Source organism: Streptomyces physcomitrii (genome assembly GCF_012273655.1).
Taxonomy (GTDB): Bacteria; Actinomycetota; Actinomycetes; order Streptomycetales; family Streptomycetaceae; genus Streptomyces; species Streptomyces physcomitrii.
The window spans coordinates 12,913-33,668 of record NZ_JAAWWP010000012.1; the positions used below are offsets into that span (position 1 = coordinate 12,913).

Annotated in this window: 15 protein-coding genes and 1 pseudogene; 12 read left to right on the forward strand and 4 right to left on the reverse strand. The window is 73.4% G+C overall.

Going from position 1 to position 20,756, the window contains the following annotated elements; all coding sequences use genetic code 11:
- The first annotated feature begins 239 nt into the window (after nt 1-239).
- The 3 genes from HFV08_RS19595 (at nt 240) to HFV08_RS19605 (ending at nt 3,636) form a co-directional block, all read left to right on the forward strand.
- The gene (locus tag HFV08_RS19595; protein WP_168541047.1) at nt 240-1,496 is read left to right on the forward strand and encodes a glycosyltransferase family 4 protein; all 1,257 of its coding nucleotides are present in this window, start codon (nt 240-242) and stop codon (nt 1,494-1,496) included.
- Complete coding sequence (locus tag HFV08_RS19600) at nt 1,493-2,350, forward strand: hypothetical protein (RefSeq protein ID WP_168541048.1); 858 nt, start codon at nt 1,493-1,495, stop codon at nt 2,348-2,350. Before HFV08_RS19595 ends, HFV08_RS19600 begins: the two co-directional genes overlap by 4 nt.
- Before the next feature lie 239 nt (nt 2,351-2,589).
- Nucleotides 2,590-3,636: a helix-turn-helix transcriptional regulator gene (locus HFV08_RS19605; protein WP_168541049.1), complete on the forward strand. Its 1,047-nt coding sequence runs from the start codon at nt 2,590-2,592 to the stop codon at nt 3,634-3,636.
- On the opposite strand, the pseudogene ctaD reads toward HFV08_RS19605, so the two are convergent.
- Nucleotides 3,551-5,224, reverse strand: a pseudogene (ctaD, locus tag HFV08_RS19610) (aa3-type cytochrome oxidase subunit I); the annotation flags it as partial. The gene HFV08_RS19605 and the pseudogene ctaD sit on opposite strands and share 86 nt — an antisense overlap.
- 381 nt (nt 5,225-5,605) lie before the next feature.
- Between ctaD and HFV08_RS19615 the strand changes: the two are divergent.
- Nucleotides 5,606-5,821, forward strand: coding sequence for an I78 family peptidase inhibitor (locus HFV08_RS19615; protein ID WP_168541050.1), 216 nt, complete (start codon nt 5,606-5,608; stop codon nt 5,819-5,821).
- Nucleotides 5,822-6,012: 191 nt separating this feature from the next.
- On the opposite strand, the gene HFV08_RS19620 is transcribed toward HFV08_RS19615, so the two are convergent.
- Nucleotides 6,013-7,011, reverse strand: a complete 999-nt coding sequence (locus HFV08_RS19620) for a phosphatase PAP2 family protein (RefSeq protein ID WP_168541051.1) — start codon at nt 7,009-7,011, stop codon at nt 6,013-6,015.
- A 512-nt stretch (nt 7,012-7,523) separates the two neighbouring features.
- Between HFV08_RS19620 and HFV08_RS19625 the strand changes: the two genes are divergently transcribed.
- Nucleotides 7,524-9,200: an MFS transporter gene (locus HFV08_RS19625; protein ID WP_168541052.1), complete on the forward strand. Its 1,677-nt coding sequence runs from the start codon at nt 7,524-7,526 to the stop codon at nt 9,198-9,200.
- 129 nt (nt 9,201-9,329) lie between these two features.
- Complete coding sequence (locus tag HFV08_RS19630; protein ID WP_168541053.1) at nt 9,330-10,520, forward strand: acyl-CoA dehydrogenase family protein; 1,191 nt, start codon at nt 9,330-9,332, stop codon at nt 10,518-10,520.
- 40 nt (nt 10,521-10,560) lie between these two features.
- On the opposite strand, the gene HFV08_RS19635 is transcribed toward HFV08_RS19630, so the two are convergent.
- On the reverse strand, nt 10,561-11,007 hold the full coding sequence (locus HFV08_RS19635) for a cell division protein SepF (RefSeq protein ID WP_040254834.1): 447 nt from the start codon (nt 11,005-11,007) through the stop codon (nt 10,561-10,563).
- 283 nt (nt 11,008-11,290) lie between these two features.
- Between HFV08_RS19635 and HFV08_RS19640 the strand changes: the two genes are divergently transcribed.
- Nucleotides 11,291-12,604, forward strand: a complete 1,314-nt coding sequence (locus HFV08_RS19640; protein WP_168541054.1) for a DUF5685 family protein — start codon at nt 11,291-11,293, stop codon at nt 12,602-12,604.
- A 119-nt stretch (nt 12,605-12,723) separates the two neighbouring features.
- On the opposite strand, the gene HFV08_RS19645 is transcribed toward HFV08_RS19640, so the two are convergent.
- Nucleotides 12,724-13,671 (reverse strand): ABC transporter substrate-binding protein, encoded by a 948-nt coding sequence (locus HFV08_RS19645; protein WP_168541055.1) that lies wholly within the window; start codon nt 13,669-13,671, stop codon nt 12,724-12,726.
- Between the two features lie 610 nt (nt 13,672-14,281).
- Between HFV08_RS19645 and HFV08_RS19650 the strand changes: the two genes are divergently transcribed.
- The 5 genes from HFV08_RS19650 to HFV08_RS19670 all read left to right on the forward strand — a co-directional run bounded on the left by HFV08_RS19650 (nt 14,282) and on the right by HFV08_RS19670 (nt 20,424).
- The gene (locus HFV08_RS19650; RefSeq protein WP_168541056.1) at nt 14,282-15,148 is read left to right on the forward strand and encodes an amino acid ABC transporter permease; all 867 of its coding nucleotides are present in this window, start codon (nt 14,282-14,284) and stop codon (nt 15,146-15,148) included.
- Nucleotides 15,145-16,962 (forward strand): FAD/NAD(P)-binding protein, encoded by a 1,818-nt coding sequence (locus HFV08_RS19655; RefSeq protein WP_168541057.1) that lies wholly within the window; start codon nt 15,145-15,147, stop codon nt 16,960-16,962. Before HFV08_RS19650 ends, HFV08_RS19655 begins: the two co-directional genes overlap by 4 nt.
- A 147-nt stretch (nt 16,963-17,109) precedes the next feature.
- Nucleotides 17,110-17,862 (forward strand): amino acid ABC transporter ATP-binding protein, encoded by a 753-nt coding sequence (locus HFV08_RS19660; protein ID WP_168541221.1) that lies wholly within the window; start codon nt 17,110-17,112, stop codon nt 17,860-17,862.
- A 67-nt stretch (nt 17,863-17,929) separates the two neighbouring features.
- Nucleotides 17,930-19,009 (forward strand): LLM class flavin-dependent oxidoreductase, encoded by a 1,080-nt coding sequence (locus HFV08_RS19665; RefSeq protein ID WP_168541058.1) that lies wholly within the window; start codon nt 17,930-17,932, stop codon nt 19,007-19,009.
- Nucleotides 19,006-20,424, forward strand: coding sequence for an NtaA/DmoA family FMN-dependent monooxygenase (locus tag HFV08_RS19670; protein WP_246341895.1), 1,419 nt, complete (start codon nt 19,006-19,008; stop codon nt 20,422-20,424). Before HFV08_RS19665 ends, HFV08_RS19670 begins: the two co-directional genes overlap by 4 nt.
- Nucleotides 20,425-20,756 lie beyond the last annotated feature (332 nt).

Genomic DNA, 20,756 nt, shown 5'->3' on the forward strand with positions numbered 1-20,756 from the left:
GGTGCTCCGGGCCCGCGTCAACACGCGTATGCACCGTTCGGCGGATTCCCCGGCGAGGCCGTATCCCGCTCCCCACCTGCACGGATACAGATGAGTTCCCGAAACCGCCTCTCAATCGGGAAACGGTCTTGGAACAAGACCATGATGATGCCCAACCATCGGGCGAACACCCGGGTCTAACCTTCCGGTAGGCGGATGAGCTGGGTCATCCGCAGGCAAACAATGCGATACGGGGCCGTATGCACATCTCCTTTCTCCTCCACAACGCGTACGGAATCGGCGGGACCATCCGGACCACCTACAACCTCGCCGACGCGCTTGCCGAGCACCACGAGGTCGAGATCGTCTCGGTCTTCCGGCACCGCGAGCAGCCGACCTTCAGCCATGACCCGCGCGTGAAGGTCCGTCATCTCGTCGACATCCGCAAGGACAGCCCGACCTACGAGGGGGACGCACCCGACTACCTGCGCCCCGCCTCGGTCTTCCCGAACGCCGAGGGGAGGTACGCGCAGTACAGCCGGCTGACCGACCGGCGTATCGCCGCGTACCTCAAGGGCGTCGAGGCCGATGTCGTCATCGGCACCCGCCCCGGACTCAATGTGCACCTGGCCCGCGAGACCCGGCCGGGACCGGTGCGCATCGGCCAGGAGCACCTGACCCTCGACAGCCACACGCCCTCCCTGCGCAGGCAACTGCGCGCCGTGTACCCCCGCCTGGACGCGCTGACCACGACGACCGAGGCGGACGCGCGGGCCTACCGGCACAAGATGCGGCTGCCCGGGGTGCGGATCGAGGCGGTGCCCAACTCGGTGCCCGCGCCGAGCGTGCAGCCCGCCGACGGCTCCGGCAAGTGGGTCGTCGCGGCGGGCAGGCTCGCGCCGGTCAAGCGCTACGACCTGCTGATCAAGGCCTTCGACATCGTGCGCGCCTCGCGGCCCGACTGGCGGCTGCGGATCTACGGCTCGGGCAGGCAGCAGGACAAGCTGCGCGGGCTGATCGACCGGCTCGGCCTCTACAACCACGTCTATCTGATGGGCCGGGCCAACCCGATCGAGCCCGAGTGGGCCAAGGGCTCCATCGCGGCGGTCACCTCCAGCCTGGAGTCCTTCGGGATGACCATCGTCGAGGCCATGCGCTGCGGGCTGCCGGTGGTCGCCACCGACTGCCCGCACGGGCCCGGCGAGATCATCGACGACGGGGTCGACGGGCGCCTGGTGAAGACCGGCAGCGCCAGGTCCATCGCCTCCGGCCTGCTCGAACTCATCAACGACGACGAGCTGCGCAAGGGGATGGCCGCGGCCGCCCTGCGGGACTCCGAGCGCTTCGACCCCTCGCAGGTCGGCGAGCGCTTCGAGTCCCTGCTGACCGACCTGACCCGCCGCGGCGGCGGCCGGATGCGGGGCTCCCTGCACCGCACCAGGGGAGCGCTGCTCGGCAGCGTCTACGCCCTCGGCGACGCCGGCCGTACCGCCATCCTGAAGGGGCGCACCGCATGACCACCCTGCTTCCGGCCTCCCCGGACGACCGGCGCGAGGACGCGGCGCCGCAGCTGCTGCACGCCGACTGCGTGGCCGACTCGGCGGGCGGACTCACCTTCGACGTCGAGGACCCGGGCACGCCCGGCACCGCGCACCTGCTGCTCAGGCGGCGCGCCGGCGAGGACACCGCCGAGACCGCCGAGGAGGTGCGGCTGCCGCTCTCCCCGTCCGCGGGCGGCCGGCTGCGGGCGGCGCTGCCGAGCGGGGTCTCCCTCGCCGAGGGCCGCTGGGACGCCTTCGCCCAGGTGACCGGCGAGGAGCCGCTGCGGCTCACGCCCCGCCTGCTCGACCTGCGCTCGCTGGTCGACCGGGTCCCCGGCGGCGCCCTCGGCCATGTCGCGGTACGCATCCCGTACGCGACCAAGCACGGCAACCTGACGGTGCGCAGCTGGTGGCGGGCCCCGCACGCCGAGGCCGGGGAGGTCCTGCCGACCGAGGACCGACTGACCGTGCACGGGCGGCTGATCGGCGCCCGGCTGACCCCCGGCGGGCACGCCGAACTCCGCGGCCGCCACCGCGACAAGCCGGTGGTACGCGCCCGACTCACCGGCACCGCGGGCGCCTTCACCCTCTCCGTGGACTACGCGCGGCTCACCGAGGCGGCCGGGCCCGGCGTCTGGGACCTGTGGCTGCTGCCCGAGGGCGAACCGGGGCCGCGGGCCCGCCTCGCCCGGCTGCTCGACGACATCGCCGACCGCAAGGCGGTGTTCACCTATCCGCCCACCACGGTCCGTACCGCGGGCGGCGAGCTGACGGCCCGGCCGTACTACACCGTCGACAACAACCTCTCGCTGGCGGTGGACCGGGTCTGAGGGGGCGCGTTCCCGGGGGACCGGGCTCAAGCGTTCCCGGTGGGGGACCGGTCCCGAGCGGGCTGAGCGCCCGGCCCGACCGGGACCGCGTACGGCGCGACCGCGAGTGCCCCGCCCGCGCTCGACCGGAACCGCGCTCGACCGGAACCGCACCCGACCGGAACCGCACCCGACCGATGCCGCCGTACGGCCGGCCTTGCGGACGCGGCCTGTCCGCAAGGCCTGGCAGACTCGGCGCCATGCTGGAGACCTCGGCCCGACTGCTGCGTCTGCTGTCCCTGCTGCAAGCCCACCGCGAGTGGTCCGGCACGGCGCTGGCGGACCGGCTCGGGGTGAGCGCGCGCACCGTGCGCCGGGACGTGGACCGGCTGCGCGAACTCGGCTACCCGGTCAACGCCAGCCCCGGTACCGGCGGCGGCTACCAGCTCGGGGCCGGCGCCGAACTGCCCCCGCTGCTGCTCGACGACGAGGAGGCGGTGGCCGTCGCGGTGGGGCTGCGGACGGCCGCCGGGCACGGCGTCGAGGGCATCGGCGAGACCTCGGTACGCGCCCTCGCCAAGCTGGAGCAGGTGCTCCCGGACCGGCTGCGCCGCCGGGTCGGCGCGCTCACCGCGTACACCGTCCCCCTGCTCCGCGGCCCGGGAGCGGTCGCCGCCGACCCGGGCCTGCTCACCGAACTCGCCCACGCCTGCCGGGACTTCGTGACGCTGCGCTTCGGCTACCGCGACCACGGCGGCACCGAGACCCGGCGCCGGGCCGAGCCGCACCGGCTGGTCTGCACCGAACGGCTCTGGTACCTGGTCGCCTGGGACCTGGACCGCGAGGACTGGCGCACCTTCCGGGTGGACCGGCTCACCCTCCGCCCGCCGCACGGCCCGCGCTTCGTGCCCCGCCCGCCGCCGGCCGAGGACCTGGCGGCCTATGTCTCCCGCGGCGTCTCCACCGGGGTGTACGCGGTCCGGGCGGTGGTGCGGCTCTTCGTACCGCTGGCGGAGGCGGCCGCCCGGGTCTCGCCCTCGGCCGGGGTCCTGGAGGCGGAGAGCGCGGGCAGCTGCCTGCTGCGCACCGGGGCCCACCGGACGGACGTGCTGCTCCTCCATGTGCTGCTGCTCGGCTTCGACTTCGAGGTGCTGGAACCCACCGCGCTCATCGAGGAGTGCCGGGTGCTCCGGGACCGTCTGTCTGACTCACTGGCGCGTGGGGGCGGTCCTTCACGGCCGGATACGCGTAGCGGGGATGGTGCAGGTCGAAGGCCGGGGACTCCGAGCGGATCCGCGGCAGGGTGACGAAGTTGTGCCGGGGCGGCGGGCAGGAGGTGGCCCACTCCAGCGAACGCCCGTATCCCCAGGGGTCGTCGACGGTGACCTTCTCGCCGTACTTCGCCGTGCGCCAGACGTTGTAGAGGAAGGGCAGCGTGGACAGGCCGAGCAGGAAGGCGCCGATGGTGGAGAGGGTGTTGAGCGCGGTGAAGCCGTCGGCGGCCAGATAGTCGGCGTACCGGCGGGGCATGCCCTCGGCGCCCAGCCAGTGCTGCACCAGGAAGGTGGTGTGGAAGCCGGTGAAGAGCGTCCAGAAGTGGATCTTCCCGAGCCGCTCGTCGAGCAGCTTGCCGGTGAACTTGGGCCACCAGAAGTGGAATCCGCCGAAGGTCGCGAAGACGACGGTGCCGAAGACCACGTAGTGGAAGTGGGCGACGACGAAGTACGTGTCGGTGACGTGGAAGTCGAGCGGCGGCGAGGCGAGGATCACGCCGGTCAGCCCGCCGAAGAGGAAGGAGACGAGGAAGCCGGTCGCCCAGAGCATCGGGGTCTCGAAGGAGAGCGAGCCGCGCAGCATGGTGCCGGACCAGTTGAAGAACTTCACCCCGGTCGGCACCGCGATCAGGAAGGACAGCAGCGAGAAGTACGGCAGCAGCACCGCGCCGGTGGCGAACATGTGGTGCGCCCAGACCACCACGGACAGCCCGGTGATGGTCATGGTGGCGGCCACCAGGGTCGCGTAGCCGAAGATCGGCTTGCGGGCGAAGACCGGGATGATCTCCGTGATGATGCCGAAGAACGGCAGCGCGATGATGTAGACCTCCGGGTGCCCGAAGAACCAGAACAGGTGCTGCCACAGGAGCGCGCCGCCGTTCGCCGGGGCGAAGACCTGGGCGCCGAACCGGCGATCGGCCTCCAGGGCGAGCAGCGCGGCGGCGAGCACCGGGAAGGCCATCAGCACCAGGATCGAGGTGAAGAGCACGTTCCAGGTGAAGATCGGCATCCGGAACATGGTCATCCCCGGGGCGCGCATCCCGATGACGGTGGTCAGGAAGTTCACCGCGCCGAGGATCGTGCCGAAGCCCGAGAGCGCCAGCCCCATGATCCACAGGTCGGCGCCCACGCCCGGGGTGTGCACGCCGCTGTTGAGCGGGGCGTAGGCGAACCAGCCGAAGTCCGCGGCCCCGTCCGGGGTGAGCAGGGAGCCGATCACCATCAGGCCGCCGAAGAGGAAGAGCCAGTACGAGAGCATGTTCAGGCGGGGGAAGGCCACATCGGGGGCGCCGATCTGCAGGGGCATGATCTCGTTGGCGAACCCGGCGAAGGTGGGGGTCGCGAACAGCAGCAGCATGATCGTCCCGTGCAGGGTGAAGAGCTGGTTGTACTGCTCGCCGGAGAGCGCCTGGAGGCCCGGGCGGGCCAGCTCCGCGCGCATCAGCAGGGCCATCAGCCCGGCGGCCAGGAAGAAGCAGAAGGAGGTGATCAGGTACAGGTGCCCGATCTTCTTGTGGTCCGTGGTGGTCAGCCAGTCGACGAGGACCCGGCCGCGGCCCCGCGCCGGGGCGGGCGGGAGTGCGGGCGGTGCCTCGCTACGGGTGTCCGTGGGGGAGACCATGGGTTTCGCTCGCCGCCTGTCGGTGTCCGCCCGCACCGGACCGGGCGCGGATCCTGTGGGAAAGACGTGAAGGTTCCATGACAGCGCGCCCGTGGTCCGTAATTCTCCGGGGGAAAACAAGTGACGCGTTTTCAAGAGTGCACGCAATTCCCGGGGGTTATTTTTGCGACCGGGCTGAGCGTCCCCGAATTGACCCGGACGGGTGTCGTCCAAACGGGTAACCGCTCGGCAGTACGAAGCGGCAATCGCCGATCCCCGTGTTGATCAGCTGTGACACAAGTGTGACGGGAGGGCGACGGTGACGCTGGGTGTCCGTGCTGGGCGCACCCCGCGCCCGGCCGGGACTACCGCCTCCCGCGCCCGCCGCCTACGGTGGGCCGCATGGCACGCATTCCGACCCCGCCCCAAGAGCCGCAGGACGAGCCCGAGACCTACGTGGGACTCGGCGCGGAGGCCGCCGAGGACCAGGCACGGGCCCGCGGCTGGTCCACCGTCCGCGCGGTACCGCCCGGCGCGATGATCACCATGGAGTACCTCGCGGGACGGCTGAACTTCGAGGTCGCGGACGGCGTCGTACGCCGCTCCTGGAAGGGCTGAGCCCCCGCGGCGGACAGCAGGCAGGCAGGACGACGGTCCGACCGGAGAGGAACCGGCCGGTACGACAGCGCGAAGGCCCCGGCTCGCAGGAGGAGCCGGGGCCTTCGCCGTGCTCGCGTACGGCCGGGCCGCGCCGGGTGACCCGCGCGCGTCCGGAGCGTGGCGACCTGTGCGGCGCCCGTCCGGAGCGCTCAGCCGCCCGCGACGGGGCGGGCCGAGGGGTTGGTGCGCGGCAGGCGGTCCGGTTGCGGGGGGCGTCTGCTGCCCGCCGGGGCGCCCGGCGACCGCTCCGAACGGCTCGTGTGGAGGGTGCCGGGGGCGTGGCCGGTGGGGCGCGGCGCCCGGGCGGCCTCCCGGGCCGCCATGTCGCTGTCCTTCGCCTCGGCGGGGACCAGGGCGGGCACCGGGGCGACCGGCACCGGGGCGGCGGTCCCGCGGTCCCGCAGGCGGTCCCGGAGCCGGAACAGCCAGGCCTCGACCGAGGCGATCAGCGGTTCGCACCAGGGCAGCGCGAGGAGGATCAGCAGCCCCGCGGCCCAGCCGAGGACGACATCGCTCAGCCAGTGCGTACCGAGGTAGACGGTGGTCAGTCCGACGCCGAGGGCCACCACCGCCGAGAGCGCCGACAGCCAGCGCCTGGCCCGCGGGGTGGAGGCGAGATAGGCGAGGATGCCCCAGGTCACGACCGCGTTCGCGGTGTGCCCCGAGGGGAATATGTCGCCGTCCCGCCACATCTCGTTGGAGCCGATCACCGTGGCGTAGTGCGGGCCGAGCCGGCCCATGCCGAGCTTGGCGGCGCCGACGGTGATGTTGAGCAGCAGCAGCGAGGCGCCGAGCGCGAGCATCGGCCGCAGCGTGTGCTGCCGCCAGGAGCGCCAGCCCAGCCAGGCCGCCACCATCACCGCGGTCGGGCCGCGCTGGCCGAGGACGACGTAGTAGTCCAGGAAGGCGTGGATCTCGGGCCACTGCTGGTACGGACGGAAGAACATGACCTGCCAGTCCAGGCGGACCAGCCAGGTCGTCGTCACCACCGCGGCGACGATGGCCGCGTAGAACGCCAGCGTCGCGGCGAAGAACACGACCCTGTGGCGGCTCATCGACGGCACGTCGATGTGGGCCGGCCGTTCCGGCTCACGGTCTAGGCGGGCGAAGACCCGGCCGAGACGGGTGAGGTTTCGTTCGGTGCGCACCCAATCGAAGCTACAGGGAGTGAGCTGATCTTCTCCTCGAACCGAGGGGTTTGTGATGACCATGTGATGTGGCATTGCTCTCACGGGCGAGGTAATTCGGCAGGGTTTCCCCGATTTCCCGGGCTGCCGCCCACGATTTTCCCGCGAATTTACGGAACAACCTTTCGGGGCCCGTACTCCCGGCGTTCACCAGTGTATTTGCGTGAGTTTTCCCCGCGGCCACCGGCCGGGCGGGCGAGCGGGCCGGGCGGGTTCCGGCCGGTGCCCCGAGGCCCGCCCCGCCCGGCGCCGGGGGCCCGAGAGCGGGCTGGGCCGGGTGGTCCGCGCCACCGGGAGCCCCGCGGCCGGTGAGAGGTCCGCCACTCGGCTGTCCGGATCCCTCGCGTACTCTGTCGACTCACTCGCTTTCGCCGAGGCCAGCCGCGGGAAGGCAGTACCGCCCGGGCGCCCGTGCCGCGGAGGTGCGGCTCCCCGGCACCCCGCCCCGTCGAGGACCCTCTGGGAGGTAGTACATGTCCGGGACGACCACGGCCGCGTCCCGCCTCGCGGCCGCCGCCCGGCACCGCCCGGTGGGCGGGGCCAACCGCTGGCTCGTCCTCGTGGTGCTCTGCGTGAGCCTGCTCCTGGTCGCCGTGGACGCCACCGTGCTGCACGTGGCCGTCCCCGCGGTGAGCGAGGACCTCAAGCCCGGCTCGGTCGAACTCCTGTGGATCGTCGACGTCTACCCGCTGGTCTGCGCCTCGCTGCTGATCCTCTTCGGCACCCTCGGCGACCGCATCGGACGGCGCCGGGTGCTGCTCCTCGGCTACGCCCTCTTCGGGCTCGCCTCCGCGCTCGCTGCCCTCGCCCGCACCCCGGAGGTGCTGATACTGGCCCGGGCCCTGCTCGGCGTCGGCGGCGCGATGATCATGCCGGCGACCCTCTCGCTGCTCCGCGAGGTCTTCCCCGACCGGCGGGAGCGGGCGCTGGCGATCGGCATCTGGAGCGCGGTCGCCGCGGTGGGCGCCGCGGTCGGCCCGCTGCTCGGCGGCTTCCTGATCGAGCACTTCTGGTGGGGCTCGGTCTTCCTCATCAACATCCCGCTGATGCTGGTGAGCATCCCGGTCGGCCGGATGCTGCTCCCCGAGTCCAAGGGCGACCCCTCGGGACCCTGGGACGTCCTCGGGGCGCTGATGGCCGCCGCCGGACTCTTCGGCATGGTGCTCGGGGTCAAACGCGCGGGCGGCGGCGAGGACCCGCTCGGCCCGCTGACCCTGCTGCCGCTGCTCGCCGGGGCGGGCCTGCTGGTGGCCTTCGTACGGCGCCAGCGCAGGCGGGCCCATCCGCTCGTGGACCTCAGGATGTTCGCCCGGCCCGCCTTCTCCACCGCGGTCGGCTGCATCGTGCTCGCGATGCTGGCCCTGGTCGGCCTCGAACTCATCGCCGCCCAGTACCTGCAGCTCGTCCTCGGCCTCACCCCGCTGGAGACCGGCCTTCGGCTGCTCCCGCTCACCGTCGCCGCGATGGCCGCCGGTCTCGCCGGGTCCCGTCTGCTGCACCGCTTCGGGCCCCGCCGGATGGTCTGCGCCGGCTTCTGCCTCACCGCCGCGGCGGTGGTGGTCCTCACCGCGATGGGCGGCGAGGACGACCCCGGCCTCATGCTCCTCGGCTTCGTCCTGCTCGGCTTCGGCCTGGAGGTCACCCTCTTCGGCGCCTACGAGTCCATGCTGAGCGAGGCCCCGAGGGCGCAGGCGGGCGCCGCCGCGGCGATCGGCGAGACCTCCTACCAGCTCGGCGCGGGCATCGGCATCGCCCTGCTCGGCAGCGTGATGAACGCCGCGTACTCGCCCGGCCTCGACCGGGTGGAGGGCGTGCCCTCCGGCGCCTCCGCCAAGGCGAGCCACTCCCTGGGCGAGGCCTACGAGGTCGCCGACCGGCTCGGCGGCCCGGCCGGAGCCGCCCTGCGCGCCGCGGCCCGCGACTCCTTCCTCACCGGACTGCATGTCTCGCTCCTGGTCAGCGCCGCCCTGCTGCTGCTCGGCGCGGTGGCCGCGCTGCGCCTGCCGAAGCTGATGGACTGCTCGCCGGAGCACCTCGCGGAGTGCGCGGAGCCGCAGCCCGCCGCCCCGGCCGGGCAGCAGCCCGCGCTCTCGCTGCCCGCGCAGTCCGCCCGCGAGCGCGCGCCGGTGGCCGCCGAGCCGCTGCGCTGAGCGCCCGGCACCCCTGTTCGGACCGGCCGCCCCGGGCGCCCTGTCCTGGACGCGCCGCCCGGTGCGCCGTAACGTCGGCCCCGCACGCTGACTACCACTGCTAGTTTTCCGCGCCGGAGGCCGACCGCCATGCCCGCACCCTCGAAGCTGCCGCCCTTCGACCCCGCCGACCCGCTCGGCATCGACGACCTGCTGAGCCCGGAGGACCTCGCGATCCGCGACGCGGTCCGCTCCTGGGCCGCCGACCGGGTCCTGCCGCACATCGCCGAGTGGTACGAGCGCGGCGAGCTGCCCGGCATCCGCGAGCTGGCCAAGGAGCTCGGCTCGCTCGGCGCCCTCGGCATGTCCCTGGAGGGCTACGGCTGCGCGGGCGCCAGCGCGGTGCAGTACGGACTCGCCTGCCTGGAGCTGGAGGCGGCCGACTCGGGCCTGCGCTCACTGGTCTCCGTACAGGGCTCGCTCGCCATGTACGCGATCCACCGCTTCGGTTCCGAGGAGCAGAAGCAGCGGTGGCTGCCCGGGATGGCCGCGGGCGAGATCATCGGCTGCTTCGGCCTGACCGAGCCCGACCACGGCTCGGACCCCGCCTCGATGCGTACCCACGCCAAGCGCGAGGGCGGCGACTGGGTGCTGAGCGGCCGCAAGATGTGGATCACCAACGGCTCGGTCGCGCAGGTGGCCGTCGTCTGGGCGCAGACCGACGAGGGCATCCGCGGCTTCGTCGTGCCGACCGACGCGCCGGGGTTCTCCGCCCCCGAGATCAAGCACAAGTGGTCGCTGCGCGCCTCGGTCACCAGTGAACTGGTCCTGGACGAGGTGCGGTTGCCCGAGGAGGCGGTGCTGCCCGAGGGCACCGGGCTGCGCGGACCGCTCAGCTGCCTGAGCCACGCGCGCTACGGAATCGTCTGGGGCGCGATGGGCGCCGCCCGTTCCTCGTTCGAGTCCGCGGTCGCCTACTCCAAGACCCGGGAGCAGTTCGACCGGCCGATCGGCGGATTCCAGCTGACCCAGGCGAAGCTCGCCGACATGGCGGTCGAACTGCACAAGGGAATTCTGCTCGCCCACCATCTGGGCCGCCGGATGGACGCCGGGCGGCTGCGTCCGGAGCAGGTCAGCTTCGGCAAGCTCAACAATGTCCGCGAAGCCATCGAAATCTGCCGGACCTCCCGCACGATCCTCGGCGCCAACGGCATCTCACTGGAATATCCGGTGATGCGGCACGCCACGAACCTGGAATCGGTGCTCACCTACGAGGGGACCGTCGAGATGCACCAGCTCGTGCTCGGCAAGGCCCTCACCGGGCTCGACGCCTTCCGGTGACCGGAGGACGGTGACCGCGGCGCCGGGGCGAGGGCCTTGCTCAGCTCTGGTTGAAGAAGCCGTCCGAGGAGCGGCCGGAGGCCTGGCCGCTGACGATCTGGGTGTGGGCGGGCGTCAGCAGGAAGACCCGGTTGGCGACCCGCTCGATCGAACCGTGCAGGCCGAAGGTGAGGCCCGCGGCGAAGTCGACCACGCGCTTGGCGTCGGCGGGCTCCATGGCCGTGAGGTTCATGATGACCGGGACACCGTCGCGGAAGAGCTCGCCGATCCGGCGCGCGTCACGGAAGCCGTCCGGGGTGACCGTGCCGATCCGGTGGCCCCGGTCCTCGGCCGAGTCCGCCGCCACCCGCACCCGCGGGTCGGTCACCCAGGCATCGCCGCGCTCGGGCCCCTCGGCCGAGTCGTCTTCGTATCCGTCGTAGTAACGCTCGTCGGCGTTGTCGTCGACGAGGCCCAGCCAGGCACTCGCCTTGCGCACCGATCCCATGGACGCCTCCTCTCACAGCGGTCTTCTGTGTTCTTTTCCCCATCGTGGTCCATGATGCGGATCTCATGCCAAGGAGATAACAGCCGTGCGGGCATTTCGTGACGTGACTGGTGCACACGCGCCCCTCGGGCGCGCGGAATCCCAAGGCCCTTGCATCGTACGGATGCTGACGGTGAGTGAAATATGATTCTTCACGGCGTACGGGTGATGGGCGGCGCGTACGGGTGAATGCCTGCTCGATACGATGCTCGCCGCCAAGATCGTACGACCGTGGGGGACCGTCGTGTTCGGAATAGTCAGGCCCTGTGCACACCGCCTGACCGGGGGACTCAAAAGCCAGTGGACGGCGCACCTGTGCGGACTGTGCCTGGCGCTGCGCGGGGACCACGGGCAGTTCGCGCGGGTGGTCACCAACTACGACGGACTGCTGATCTCCGTACTGACGGAGGCCCAGTCGCCCCGGGCCGCGGACGGCAGGCGCACCGCGGGTCCCTGCCCGCTGCGCGGGATGCGCACCGCCTCGGTCGCCACCGGTGAGGGCGCCCGGCTGGCCGCCGCGGTCTCCCTGGTGCTCGCCTCCGCCAAGATGCAGGACCATCTCACCGACGGGGACGGCCTGTTGGCGCGCCGCCCCCTCGCGGTGGCCGCCCGCCGGGTCGCCGCGGGCTGGAACCGCGCCGGGCACCGCGGTGGCTCCGCCGTGGGCTTCGACACCGCCGTACTGCTCGACGCGGTGGACCGGCAGCCCGGCATCGAGGCCCTGGCCGGGCCCGGGACGCCGCTGCTCACCGTCACCGAGCCCACCGAGACGGCGACCGCGGCGGCCTTCGCGCACACCGCCGTGCTCGCGGGACGGCCGGGGAACGCGGCGCCGCTCGCCGAGGCGGGCCGCCTCTTCGGCCGCCTCGCGCACCTGCTCGACGCGGTGGAGGACCAGTCGGCCGACGCCGCCGCCGGGGCCTGGAACCCGCTGACCGCCACCGGCACCCCGCGCTCCGAGGCCCGCCGCCTCGCCGACGACGCCCTGCACGGGATCCGCCTCGCCCTGCGCGAGGCCGAGTTCACCGACGCCAAGCTGGCCCATCAGCTGCTCGTGCACGAACTGGCCAGATCGGTGGACCGGGCCTTCGGCACCGCGAGTTGCGGCCACGCGCCCGCCCAGGGCGCCTTCGGCCCTCCGCAGGGCGCGCCGTACCCGGGGGCGCCCGTGCCCGGGAACCCGTACGCCCAGCCCGGCCCGCAGGGGGGCACTCCCTACCCCCAGCCCGGCCCGGGGACCGGCAACCCCTATGCCCAGCCCGGCCCGTACACCACCCCCGCGCCCGGCGGCCCCGGCGGCCCGGCCGGTCCCGGTGGGCCCGAGGACGGCGGGGGCGGCGGAGGCGGGCGTCCGCCGCGTCGGCCGCGGGGGCTGCTCGCCGGCTGTGCCGTGGCGCTCGGCCTCTTCTGCACCTGCCAGGTCTGCTGCGCCGATCAGTACGAGGGCCCCTGGTCCCGGCAGCAGCGCGACGGCTGGTGCGGGAACTGCGACTGCGGGGGCTGCGACGGCTGTTGTGACTGCTGCGAATGCTGTGAGTGCTGCGACTGCAGCTGCTGAGCCCCGCGGGCCCGCGGCGGGCGGCCCGCGTACCGGAGCGGGGAACGGCCCGGCCGCCGGAGCCGTCGCCGAGGGCGGGCTCCGGCGGCCGGTTCCGCGCCGGGTTCAGTCCTCGATGTTCAGTCCTTGATCTCGGGCGGGGAGATCTTCGAGGCGGGCAGGGCGGACTTCTCGGTGCCCCACTTCTTCAGGATGCGGGCGTAGGTGCCGTCCTCGATCAGCCGGTTGACCGCGGCCTGGAAGGCGGGGGCGAGCGGGGTGCCCTTCTTGAAGGCGAAGCCGACGTCCAGCCGGTGGAACTCGCCGAGGAACTTCAGGCCCTCCTGCTGGGCGACCCCGTAGCGCAGCCCGTTGATGGTGCTCATCAGCACATCGGTCCTGCCCTGCTGGAGCGCGGGCCACAGGGCGCCCTGCTCCGCGTACGTCTTGACCTCGTAGGGCTTCTTCCCGGACTCGGCGCAGATGTGCTTGTTCTCCTCCAGGGTGGCCTCGAAGGTGGTGCCCGCGCTGGTGCCGACGTCCAGTCCGCACAGCTGCTTCAGGTCGGTGACCTTCTTGAGGTCGCTGTCCTCGCGGACCGCGAAGCCCTGGCCGTCGTTGATGTACGTCACGAAGTCGATGGTCTTGCGGCGGGCCTCGGTCACCCCGAAGTTGCCCGTGCCCACGTCGTACTTGCCGCTGCTGAGGGCGGGCAGGATCGCCTCGAAGCCCGCCGCCTCCGTCCTGAGCCGCAGGCCGAGCACCTTGGCGGTGGCCGTGGCGATGTCGGCGTCCAGGCCGGTGATGGTCTTGCCGTCCTCCAGGTAGGAGTTGCCGGGCGGGCTGCCGCCGACGTTGGTGGCCAGGCGCAGCGAACCCCGCTCGCGCACCTCCGCGGGCAGCAGCCGGGCCGCCGCCGCGTCCTTCTCGACGCCGGAGACCACGTCCTCGGTCGGCACCGCGCCCTTGCCCTCGCCGCCGGGGCCCGCGTCGTCGGAACCGCCGCAGGCCGTCAGGGCGAGCGCGCTCGCGGTGATCAGGGCGAACACGGTGGTGTGGCGCCGGGTGCGGCGCGGGGAGGCGTTCATTTCTCAGGGTCTCCAGATACGGCGAAGTGCCGCGGCGGTCTTCAGGGGCCGCCGCGGTGTGCCGCCAGGGCAGGCGGGATCGACAAACCAAGGACAGGTGGAAGCAGCGGAGGAAGGACGGATCAGGGAGGAGAACTGCCGCAGGGCAGAAGGGGAGAGCGAGGGGAGGGGTGCTCGGTGCCGTGTGAAGGCGGGGTGGGGCGGTCGGGCCCCGGGTGCCGGGGCCGGCGTACCGGCAGGCCGCGCACCGCGGGGCGTACCGGGATCAGAAGAGGGAGACCGGCCCGGGCACCGAAGAAGATGCGGGCAGCGCAGGGGGTCGGCTCAGCGGAGCCTCAACACGACGCGGACCACACGCGACCGAAGTCGATGTGGGAGCGCGTGACCAGCCACTGCTGCGGATGCATGGCACAAGTGGAGCAGGCATCCCCGGGTGCGTCAACTGCCCCTCGGGGCCCTGCTCACAGTATGGACAGCCTTGACAGCGGCGCGTCGCGGCGCCGTACTCTCATCACTCGGCCCTGCTGAGGGGCTCGGCCGTAAGGCGCGCCCACGGGCCGCCCGTGTGAAGGCACCACCGTGTTCGAGACGAGCATCACGGAGCCTTCGCATGTCCTCCGACACCCTCGCCCATCCCAAGGTCCCCGCGGCGGGAGGCCCCACCGCCTCCCCGGGCGGACCGCCCCGGATCGTCCCCCAGCGCCGCTACGGACAGTGGGCCGCCGCCCTGGTGGTCCTGGCCCTCCTCGGGCTCGCCCTCAACTCGGTGGTCCGCAACGACGCCTTCCAGTGGGACGTCGTCGGCGACTACTTCACCTCGGCCTCGGTGCTGCGCGGGCTCTGGCTCTCGCTGTGGCTCACCGCCGTGGTGATGGCGCTCGGCTTCGCCCTCGGCACCCTGCTCGCCGCGATGCGGCTCTCCACCAACCCGGTGCTGCGGGCGGTGAGCTGGGGGTACGTCTGGCTGTTCCGCTCGATGCCGATCCTGGTCCAGCTGCTGTTCTGGTTCAACATCGGCGCGCTCTACCCGCAGCTCTTCGGGGTCAAGACGGTCGACCTGCTCGGCCCGGTCACCATCGCGATCATCGGACTCACCCTGCACGAGGCCGCGTACGCCGCGGAGGTGGTCCGCGGCGGGATCCTCTCCGTCGACGCCGGCCAGATCGAGGCCGCGCAGGCGCTCGGGCTCGGGCGGCTGCGGCGCTGGCGGCGCATCGTGCTGCCGCAGGCGATGCGCGCGATCGTGCCCCCGGCCGGGAACATGCTGATCGGCACCCTCAAGGGCACCTCCATCGTCAGCGTCATCGCCGTACAGGACCTGCTCTACTCGGTCCAGCTCGTCTACCACCGCACCTACCAGGTCATCCCGCTGCTCCTGGTCGCGACCCTCTGGTACGTGGTGGTCACCTCGGTGCTCGGCGCGGGCCAGTTCTACGTGGAGCGGCACTACGCGCGCGGCTCGGGGCGTGCGCGATGAGGCCCCGACTGGTGATCGTCGGCGCCGGTCCGCGCGGGACCGGCGTACTGGAGCGGATCGCCGCCAACGCCCCGTCGCTGTACGCGGGGGACGGGCTCGACATCCACCTCGTCGACCCCTATCCGCCGGGCGGCGGGCGGATCTGGCGCGAGGCGCAGTCGCCGCTGCTGTGGATGAACTCGATGGCCGAGGACGTCACCATGTTCACCGACGAGACGGTGGAGACCGAGGGCCCGGTACGCCCGGGCCCCGCCCTCGACGCCTGGTCGGGGCTGCCCGGCCAGGCCTTCCCCGGGCGGCAGATCCAGGGCGGCTATCTGCGCTGGGTCTACGAGCACACCCTCGCCGCACTGCCCGGCGACTTCACCGTCCGGCACCACCCGGCCCGGGCCGTCCGGCTGACCGAGGGCCCCGGCGGGGTGCAGCGGGTCCATCTGGAGGGCCGCGCCGAGCCCCTGGAGGCCGAGGCGGTGGTGCTCACCCTCGGCCACCTCGACGCCGAACCCGACGCGGAGCAGCGGGAGTCGACCGCCTACGCCGAGCGGCACGGGCTGCTGTACCTGCCGCCGGACTTCACCGCGGACAGCGACCTCTCCGCGCTCGCACCCGGCGAACCGGTCCTGGTCCGCGGCTTCGGCCTCGCCTTCGTCGACCTGATGGTCCTGCTGACCGAGGGCCGCGGCGGCCGGTACGAGGAGGAGCCCGGGGCGCCGGGCGGCCTGCGCTACCTACCCTCCGGCCGCGAACCGGTGCTACACGTCGGCTCCCGGCGCGGGGTGCCCTACCACTCCAAGATCGGCTACCCCTGGACGGGCGCGAACCCGCCGCTGCCCCGCTTCCTCGGCCCCGAGCAGGTCGAGGAGCTGCGGGCGCGGCCCGGCGGCTTCGACTTCCGCCGCGACGTCTGGCCGCTGATCGCCAAGGAACTCGGCTTCGCCCACTACCACCGGCTGTTCACCGCCCACCCGGAGCGCACCGGCCTGGACTGGGCCGCGTTCGAGAAGGGGTACGCGGCCCTCGCCCCCGAGGACTTCCCGACGCCCGCCGACCCCGGCCGCCCGCCGGGACGCGAGCTGCGCGATCTCCTCGACCGGGCGGGCGTCGACCCCGCCGACCGGCTCGACCTCGCCGCCCGCGACCGGCCGCTGCGCGGGGTGCGCCACGGCTCCTTCGAGGGACTGCAGTCCGCGCTGCGCGCGTACGTCGCCGCCGACCTGGACCGCAGCCACGACCCCGCGCACAGCCCCGACCTCGCGGTCTTCCTCGGACTGCTCTCCGTCTACGGGCAGTTGGCCCGGCTCGGCGACACCGGCACCGACTGGCACGGCTTCTTCAGCTACCTCGCCTCCGGCCCGCCCGGACCCCGGCTGCGCCAGCTGCTCGCCCTCTCGCGCGCCGGGATCGTACGGTTCCTCGGCGCCGGGCTCACCGTGGCCCGCGAGGACGGCGTCTTCCGGGCGCGCAGCAGCTCGGTGCCCGGCGCCCGGCTGGACGCCCGCGCCCTGGTCGAGGCCCGGCTGCCGGAACCGCACCTCGGGCGCACCCGCGACCTGCTGCTGCGGGCCCTGTACGCCGAGGACGCGGTGGCGGGCCCCGAGGGACTGCTCGCCGTCGACCCCGCCGACGGGCGGCTGCGCCGGACCGGCGGCGGCACCCATCCGCGCCGCTTCGCGCTCGGCCCGCACACCGACGCCCGCAGCTCGGGGGCGTTCACCCGGCCCCGTACCAACAGTCCCGCCTTCCGGCAGAACGACGCCGCGGCCCGCGCGCTGCTGTGTCTGCTGCGCGAGCCCGCCGCCCGCGCCGCGGCCTGAACGGGCCCGCCCCCGGGGCGACTTCCGCCCCCGCCGCCTTCCCGAACCGCAGAGGATCCGATGACCGAGACCACCGGCACACCCGCCCTGACAAAGACCACCGGCGCCGGGACCGCCGCGCCCCCCGAGGACCCGGGCCAGGCGCCCATGGTCGAGGTCCGGGGTGTGCACAAGCGCTTCGGCAGCCATGAGGTGCTGCGCGGAATCGACCTCGACGTGTACCCGGGGGAGGTGACCGTGGTGCTCGGGCCCTCCGGCTCCGGCAAGTCCACGCTGCTGCGCACCCTCAACCACCTGGAGAAGGTGGACCGCGGGCAGATCAGCGTCGACGGCGGCCTGATCGGCTACCGGCGGGTCGGCGACAGGCTCTACGAGCTGCGCGAGCGCGAGATCCTGCGGCAGCGCACCCGGATCGGCTTCGTCTTCCAGAACTTCCACCTCTTCCCGCACCTGACCGTCCTGGACAACCTCACCGAGGCCCCGGTCTCGGCGCTCGGCCTGTCCCGGGCCGAGGCCGTCGCCCGCGCCGACCGGCTCCTGGAGCGGGTGGGCCTCGCGGACAAGCGGCGGGCCTATCCGCGGCAGCTGTCCGGCGGCCAGCAGCAGCGGGTGGCCATCGCCCGCGCGCTCGCCCTCGAACCCAGGCTGCTGCTCTTCGACGAGCCCACCTCCGCCCTCGACCCCGAACTCGTCGGCGAGGTCCTCGACGTCATCCGGGACCTGGCCGAACAGGGCACCACGATGATCGTGGTCACCCATGAGATCGGCTTCGCCCGCGAGGTCGCCGACACGGTGGTCTTCATGGACGAGGGCCGCATCGTCGAACGCGGCACCCCCGCCGAGGTCCTCGACCGCCCGCGGCACGAGCGCACCCGTGCCTTCCTCTCCAAAGTCCTGTGAACCGCGGTCCGCGAAGTCCTGTGAACCGCGCTCCGCGCCGGGCCCCGTCCGTGAAAGGCGACTCCTCATGACCGCATCCACCGGCCGCGGCCGGCTCCACCTCGCCGCCGCCCTCGACCAGCCGGACGTCCACCGCCCCGCCCGGTACACCGAGGCGGCCCGGCTGGCCGAGTCCGGCGGCCTCGACTTCGTCACCCTGGACGACTCCTTCCTGCGGCCCGGCCTCGACGCGCTCGGCGTCCTCGCCTCCCTCGCCCCCGCCACCAGCCGGATCGGCCTGGTCCCCACCCTCACCACCACCCACACCGAGCCCTTCCACGTACAGGCCGAGGTGGCGACCCTGGACTGGGTCAGCCGCGGCCGGGCCGGCTGGCGGGCCGAGGTGTCCACCACCGAGGGCGAGGCCCGCCTCTTCGGACGGCGGCACTCGGCGCCCGAGGAGCGGCTCTGGCACGAGGCGGGCCAAGTGGTGGAGGCCGCCCGGCGGTTGTGGGACAGCTGGGAGGACGACGCGGAGATCCGGGACACGGCCACCGGCCGCTTCATCGACCGCGAGAAGCTGCACTACGCCGACTACCAGGGGGACACCTTCTCGGTGAAGGGCCCCTCGATCGTGCCGCGCCCGCCGCAGGGCCACCCGGTCACCGTCGTCGAGGCGGCCTCGGCACACGCCCGCCGGACGGCGGCCCGGTACGCGGACGTCGCCCTCGTCGCCGCCACCTCGCCCGAGCAGGCCGCCGAGGCGCGCGCCGCGCTGCACGAACAGGCCCGGGCGGCGGGCCGCGACCCGGACGAGCTGCGGGTGCTCGCCTCGCTCACCGTCGACCTCGCGGGCGGCGAGGGCGCCGCGTCCCCGGGGCACGGCGGCGGCGGTCCGCGGGGGACCGCCGAGGGCCCGCTGTACCGGGGCGGCCCGGTCGGCCTCGCCGGACTCCTCGCCGCCTGGCACGAGTCGGGCGCGGTGGACGGCTTCCACCTGCGGCCCGCCGACCCGCGCGGCGACCTGGAACGGCTGGTCAACGGCACCGTCGCCCTGCTCCAGCACCGCGGCCTGTTCCGCACCTTCTACCCGGGCAGCACGCTCAGGGAGCACCTGCGGCTGCCCCGCCCGGCCAACCAGTACGCCCTCACCGGGGAGCAGTCATGAGCACAGCCGCCGACCGGGGCAGGCCGCCCCGGCAGATCCATCTGGCCGCCCACTTCCCGGGCGTCAACAACACCACCGTATGGAGCGCCGATCCCTTCGGCCGCCCCGAGGACGTCCTCGCCGCCGAGAACGGCACGGCGAAGCCGGGGGCCCGGCGCCCCGGCGGCGGCCCGGCCCGGCACCCCTTCCTCGGCTCGCAGATCGACTTCTCCTCCTTCGAGCACCTCGCACGGACCGCGGAGCGCGGCCTCTTCGACTTCTTCTTCCTCGCCGAGGGGCTGCGGCTGCGCGAGCACAAGGGCCGTATCCACGACCTCGACGTGGTCGGCAGGCCCGAGGCGCTGACCGTGCTCAGCGCCCTCGCGGGCGTCACCGAGCACCTCGGCCTCGCCGGCACCGTCAACGCCACCTTCAACGAGCCCTACGAACTCGCCCGCAGGCTCGCCACTTTGGACCACCTCAGCGGGGGCCGCGCCGCCTGGAACGTGGTCACCTCCTCCGACGCCTTCACCGGGGCGAACTTCCGGCGCGGCGGCTACCTCGACCACGCCGACCGCTACACCCGCGCCGCCGAGTTCCTCGCCACGGCACGCGAACTCTGGGACTCCTGGACCCCCGAGGGGGAGCAGCGGCCCTTCGCGCACCGGGGCAGGCAGTTCGACATCGCGGGGCGGTTCACGGTGCCCCGGGCGCCGCAGGGGCACCCGGTGGTGATCCAGGCCGGTGACTCCGCCGAGGGGCGGGACTTCGCGGCGGCCTCGGCCGACATCGTCTTCACCCGGCACGGCACCCTGGAGGCGGGCCGCGCCTTCTACGCCGAGGTGAAGGGACGGCTCGCCGCGCACGGCCGCCGCCCCGAGGACCTGAAGATCATGCCCGGGGTCACCGTCGTCCTCGGCGACACCGACGCCGAGGCCGAGGAGCGGGCCGCGGTGATCCGCAGGCTCCAGGTCTCCCCGCAGAACGCGATCCTCGCCCTGGAACAGGTCTGGGGCGTGGACCTGTCCGCCCTCGACCCGGACGGCCCGCTGCCCGACTTCGACCCCGAGCCGGACAGCTCGCTCGCGCAGGGCCGGGTGCGGCTCGCGGATCCGCTCGCGACGGCGGCCAAGTGGCGGGCGCTCGCCGAGGAGAAGGGGCTCTCGGCCCGGCAGACGGTGATCGAGACGACCGCGCGGCAGTCCTTCGTCGGGACTCCGGCGGCGGTGGCCGCGGAGATGGCGGAGTTCGTCGCCGCCGAGGCCGCGGACGGCTTCATCCTCGTCCCGCATGTCACCCCCGGCGGCCTGGACGAGTTCGTGGACAAGGTGGTGCCGCTCCTCCAGGAACGCGGCGTCTTCCGCACCCGGTACGAGGGCAGCACCCTGCGCGCCCACCTCGGCCTGGGCGAACCGGCACCGCCGCGGGGGACGTGAGCGGGCCGCCGAGGTCCCGGCGCCCTGGGCGCTGACGGCGCCATGTAGCACACATTGGCTCTCCGGCTATCCGGACGGTCGACTTCCGGCCATCCCGGGCGAGTTGGATCCTCCCGCCGGAGCGCGGGGTGCCGGTGCTCAGGGCGGCCGCCGGGGACGGGCTGATCGTCGACGAAGCGCCCTTCGCCCCAGAGCTGCCGACTCGGCCCCGACAGTGGTCCGCCGGCCGCGGCCCGGGTCGCCCCCGGGCGCCGCCGGCTGGTCCTCCCGGAGCGTCAAGGCGCCTGGGCGGTACGCGACTTCGACCCGCCGAGCCCGGCCAGGGCCGCCTT